The organism is uncultured Enterococcus sp. (assembly GCF_913775425.1).
GTDB lineage: Bacteria > Bacillota > Bacilli > Lactobacillales > Enterococcaceae > Enterococcus_G.
In genome coordinates, this window is sequence record NZ_CAJYIS010000085.1 from 1 (window position 1) to 5411 (window position 5411).

The following is a 5411-nucleotide window of genomic DNA, read 5'->3' on the forward strand; positions in this document are numbered from 1 at the left end:
AGATAATGCCGATAGTGCTCGATACTTGTTTACCTAGGTTGCGCGCGGCAACGTTAGGTACGTAACCGAGCTCATCCATGACTTTGCGAACTTTGCGTTTGGTTTCTTCAGAAATACTAGAATGATCGTTGATTACACGAGAGACAGTGGATGTAGCCACACCTGCTTTTTTCGCTACATCTTTGACTGTAATACTCATGGAAAAACTCCCCCTTTAAAAGCTTTATCTATCTTAACATAGTCAAGCGTAAGGTGCTAGAAACAAAAGAACGGTGAAGGAAACTTCACCGTTCTTTTTGGTCGTCATTTTGTTAATTCGACCGTTAAGTCGTCTTCTAACAGATATGATTGACCATAGACTGTAAAGTCCAATGGTTCTCCTGATAATTTTTCAAATGTAACATTTGTTTTCGTAACCTTGATCGCGATCAAACGTCCGCGATAGTTGACATGAAAAGCGTAGGCTGTCCATTTTTCTGGTAAGAATGGTGCGAAACTTAGACGATTGTCCGCAGTTTTCATTTGAGCAAATCCTTGAACGATCGCTAACCAACTACCTGTCATCGATGTGATATGCAGACCATCTTCAGTATCGTTGTTGTAGTTATCTAAATCTAGTCGTGCTGTCCGTTCATACATTTCGATTGCTTTTTCTTCCATACCTAGTTCTGCTGCTAAAATCGCGTGGATACTAGGTGAGAGTGAAGATTCATGGACTGTCATCGGCTCATAAAAGTCAAAGTTTTGTTGTTTTTCTTCAAGTGAATAATGATCTCCAAAGAAATAGATCCCTTGTAAAACATCGGCTTGTTTGATGAAACAAGAGCGTAAGATTCTATCCCAAGACCAATTTTGATTTAATGGCAATTGTTGTGGATCTAGATCACGAACTGGCATCAAGTCTTTATCTAAGAACGTATCGTGTTGGACAAAAACACCAAGTTCTTCATCGTAAGGAAGATACATATTCTCGATAATTTCACTCCAAGTTTCTTGTTCTTCCTCAGTGACTGTAAACTCGACATCTTGTTCGAATTTACGGTAATTTTCTAAAGCATATCCTAAGACCCATTTGGCTAGAGTATTGGTATACCAGTTATTATTGATATTATTTTCGTATTCATTTGGACCAGTGACCCCATGGATCATATAGCATTGATTACGTTTTGAATAATGAACTCGATCTGCCCAAAAACGTGCGATCGCGACCAACACTTCTAATCCTTTTTCTTTAAGATACGTTTCATCACCAGTGTAATTGGTGTAATTGTAGATCGCATAAGCAATCGCACCGTTACGATGGATTTCTTCAAAGGTAATTTCCCATTCATTATGACACTCTACACCTGTGAACGTCACCATTGGGTAAAGAGCACCTTTAAGTCCTTGTTGGCTTGCATTAAAGAAAGCTTGTGGGAGTTGATTGTAACGATATTTTAGCAAATTCTCCGTAACAGAAGGATCTGCTAAAGCTAGATATAAAGGAACTGCATAAGCTTCAGTGTCCCAATACGTTGCACCACCATATTTTTCACCAGTGAAGCCTTTTGGCCCGATATTTAATCGCTCATCCTCACCATAGTAAGTCGAAAATAGTTGGAACAAGTTAAAGCGGATCCCTTGTTGTGCTTCATCGTCACCTTCGATTACGACATCTGCAAGTTGCCAACGTTTTTCCCAAGCCTCGATCTGCGCTTGTTTGTGCGCTTCATAGTCCGTACCAAATGTTTCAAAAAGTTCGGCTACAGCTTGTTCTTGTTGTTCTTCTGGAATATCACGACTGGTTACAATTACGACAAACTTATCTAATTTAAATGATTCCGATTCTGTAAGATGTTGACTGAATGTCTGCTCGACCATTAGTTCATGTTCACCTAATTGATCGCTTTCTTTGGAATGTTTCATAGCAGAAGTGACTACGAATTGTTCGACACCAAATGGATTTTCAACTGTCCGAGCGGTAAGTGTTGAAAGACTAGGTGTCACTTCATGACTGACTTCTTGCCAAAAGCGCTCGTCGTAGTTACTGTCTTCATTTTGTACAAGGTTGTCTAATTTTGACGTCACGACGATTTGTGCTTCCCCTTTGATTACTGTTGCTTCTAAACGAATCGCTGCAAGTTCTTTTTCAACGATGCTTAAGAAACGTTCAAATTTAAAGGCCACTGTGGTTTCATCGATCGTTACGGTAAAGCTACGACGCAAAATTCCACTTTTCATATCTAATTCTAAATAGAAATCTTCAGGAGGGATCGTCGCCAAATCTAATGCTTGACCATTGATCGAAATATCCATTGCTAAAAAGTTGACCGCGTTGATAACTTTACCAAAATATTCAGGATAGCCATTTTTCCACCAACCAACGCGTGTTTTATCTGGGTACCAAACACCGGCGATATATGTGCCAAGGTGGTGATCACCAGAATAGGTTTCTTCAAAATTACCACGCATACCCATATAGCCATTTCCCATGCTTGTTAAGGATTCTTGTAGGCGACGGTCACCGATTGCTAAAGTTGATGTATGTAATTTCCAAGGATCGATCTCAAATAATCGTTTGATTTGGTTCATAAAATTCCCTCCATCTTTTCTCTGTCTACATTCATTATAAGCAATCGGTTGCGTAAGTCAAATGTTTTTATGTTAAAGAGTTAAGTTTATTTAAATCCTGTATAAACCATTAATAGTAAAATCGGTTGCATATGTTTGTGCAAAAAAAGCGTGGTAGCAAAAGCTACCACACTTTTTTAGATGAAGGCCATTAAAATCGGCACAACAACGATAAATAAGATAGTACTTGTTACGACAAGGTTGGTTGCATATTCTACATCCCCATTTGATTCAGCTGCTAAGATTGGAGAGACAGCTAACATTGGTGTTGCAGATTGAACGATCAAGGTTTTACGTAAAACAGGTTCCATAGTGTTGTGTAGGAAACTGCTACCTAGTGAAATCAAGATGATCATGATTGCAGGGTAAATGATGAAACGACCAAACAGTGCCACGATCGTATCGCGATCGAATTTCATATTTTTTAGACCAGCATCGTATAACACGATTCCGATGTAGATCAAAGATAATGGTGTAACTAAGTTTCCAACATACGCTAAAGTTGAATTGATGAATGTTGGAACAGGGATATTTAAAACTAAGAAAATAATCGCAATAATAAATCCTACAAGAGGAGGTGGCAATAGTTTTTGCCATCTAAAGGTACTATTTCCTTTGTCGCCTTTGATTTTTGTTGGATCATCGTTTGCCCAAATGAAGACACCGATCGCCCAAGTCGATACAGTATTCACGATATAATAGACTAAGAAATAAGGTAAACTTTTTTCACCAAACAACGCAATATTTAACGGTAATCCGATAAATACGGTATTGGCATTAACGATTGCATTGATAAACGTACCACGACGTCCTGGACGGATGCGTAACACATTTACTAAGATATAGGCAATCGCATAGCCAATCACAGCCGCTAATACAGGGAACAATAAGTTACCAGATAAGCTAATCAACGTATCGCGAGTTAAATATTTTAATACGGATACAAAAATAGAAGCAGGTAGAGCGATTTTTGTGATCAGCCCTGAAATATTTTTACTAAAAGAAGGATCGACCGCCTTTTTGGCTTTTAAATAATAGCCTAACGCCATTAATAAAATAATTGAGAATACACTTGATACAGAATTGTAAAACAACATTTTTTTCATCTCTTTCTGATTTAAACTTCAGAAAAGAAGGAACCAATCAGTACCTTCTTTTCAAGGTGGATTGGTTCATTTAGTTTTGGTAAGTTGCTTTCCAAACAGCGCTGTCCACTGCTTGTTCGACATCTTGAATTTCTTGTGTTGCGACACCATCTTTGATCGCTGCATTGACAACCGCCATTGCCACAGCTTTTGAAGCAGGTCTTACCGCATCAAGTGGTGGCAATAATGCCATACCTGGTTGTGATAGATCTTGGAAGTTTGCGATGCCGTGAGCGGCTGCTGAAAGCATACTATCTGTTACAGTAGATGCTTTACTGATCACGATCCCAAGACCTAATCCTGGATACAATAATGCATTATTGGCTTGACCAATATGATACGTCACATCACCGATTGTAACAGGTTCAGAAGGGCTACCCGTTACAACTAAACCACGACCATTGGTAAAGGTTAAGATGTCTTTGGCTGTTGCTTCTTGTAAATCTGTTGGGTTTGAAATCGGTAAGATTGCTGGACGTTCATTAAATGATGCCATATCTTCAATGATTTCTTTGGTAAATGAACCCGCTTGGCCACTAGTCCCAATCAAAACAGATGGTTTTACGGCTTTGATGACTTCCGCTAATGTTGACACTGAGCCTTCAAACTCTGATTTATCACGAGCAAAACGTTGTTGACCTTCTGTTAGATTTTCTTGATCCTTAGTCACTAGACCAAAACGATCAACTAAGTAGAAACGTTTATTTGCTTCTTCTTCGCTTAAACCATTTAAAGTCATTTCCAATTTGATTTGTTCGGTCACACCGATTCCGGCAGTCCCAGCACCAAAGATGACAAACGTATGATCTTGAACTGGTTTTTTCGTTACTTCAGCAACTGAATTTAATGCTGCTGACATCATCACACCAGTACCTTGGATATCATCGTTGAAGGTTGTCACTTCATTGCGGTATTTTTCTAAAATGACACTTGCATTCCCACGACCAAAGTCTTCCCAGTGGAATAGGACTTTAGGGAATAAAGTTTTAGCTGTCGTAACGAATTGATCGATATAATCCCAATATTCTTGGCCCGTTTTACGTTCTTGACGGTTTCCTAAATAGTTTGGATCTTCCAATAATTCTTTGCGGTTGGTTCCGTTATCGATTACGATCGGTAATACGCGTCTTGGGTCCATGCCTGCTGCCACAGTATAGACTGCTAATTTACCAACTGAGATCATCACACCTTGAACACCCCAGTCACCGATACCTAAAACACCTTCGCCATCTGTAATCACAAGTAAATCTACTTGTTCTAGATCATGACTAGCATTTTTTAACACAGCTTCAATCGTTTCTGGATGGTTTACATCAAGATAGACTGCGTCATTTGGACGAACGAAATCGGTTGAAAATTCACGAACGCTATCTGCGATAGTTGGTGTATAGATGACAGGTAATAATTCTTTTACGTGTTCACCGACTAATGCATAGTACAAAATGCGATTTGTGTTGTAAAGATTCATCAAGAATTTGTTCTTTGCGTAACGGCCTTCTAATTGGCTTAATTGCGCATATGTTACTTCGATTTGTTGTGCGAGTGTTTGCACTGCACTTGGTAATAGTCCTTCGATTTCTAAGTCAGCACGCTCTGCCAAGCTAAATGCTGTACCTTTGTTTAAGAAGGGATTATTTAAAATTGCTTTTCCTTTTT

The 5411-nt window shown here is 39.0% G+C and carries 4 protein-coding genes; all 4 read right to left on the minus strand.

The features are described from left to right. Positions 1-199 (minus strand): LacI family DNA-binding transcriptional regulator (locus tag QZ413_RS09725; protein ID WP_297079724.1); only part of this gene is annotated, 199 nt, incomplete at its 3' end. A gap of 104 nt (positions 200-303) precedes the next feature. Next, a complete protein-coding gene (locus QZ413_RS09730; RefSeq protein WP_297079726.1) occupies positions 304-2571 on the minus strand; it encodes a glycoside hydrolase family 65 protein in 2268 nt (755 codons plus the stop codon). Between the two features lie 176 nt (positions 2572-2747). Then, complete coding sequence (locus tag QZ413_RS09735; RefSeq protein ID WP_297079729.1) at positions 2748-3707, minus strand: AEC family transporter; 960 nt, start codon at positions 3705-3707, stop codon at positions 2748-2750. Positions 3708-3786: 79 nt separating this feature from the next. Next, positions 3787-5411, minus strand: a 1625-nt coding sequence (locus tag QZ413_RS09740) for an NAD-dependent malic enzyme (RefSeq protein WP_297079730.1), incomplete at its 5' end; no start/stop codon positions are given.

Bases quoted from the DNA above. Each gene is read 5' to 3' on its own strand.
- QZ413_RS09730 (WP_297079726.1), bottom strand. From the start codon at position 2,571: ATGAACCAAATCAAACGATTATTTGAGATCGATCCTTGGAAATTACAT.
- QZ413_RS09735 (WP_297079729.1), bottom strand. From the start codon at position 3,707: ATGTTGTTTTACAATTCTGTATCAAGTGTATTCTCAATTATTTTATTA.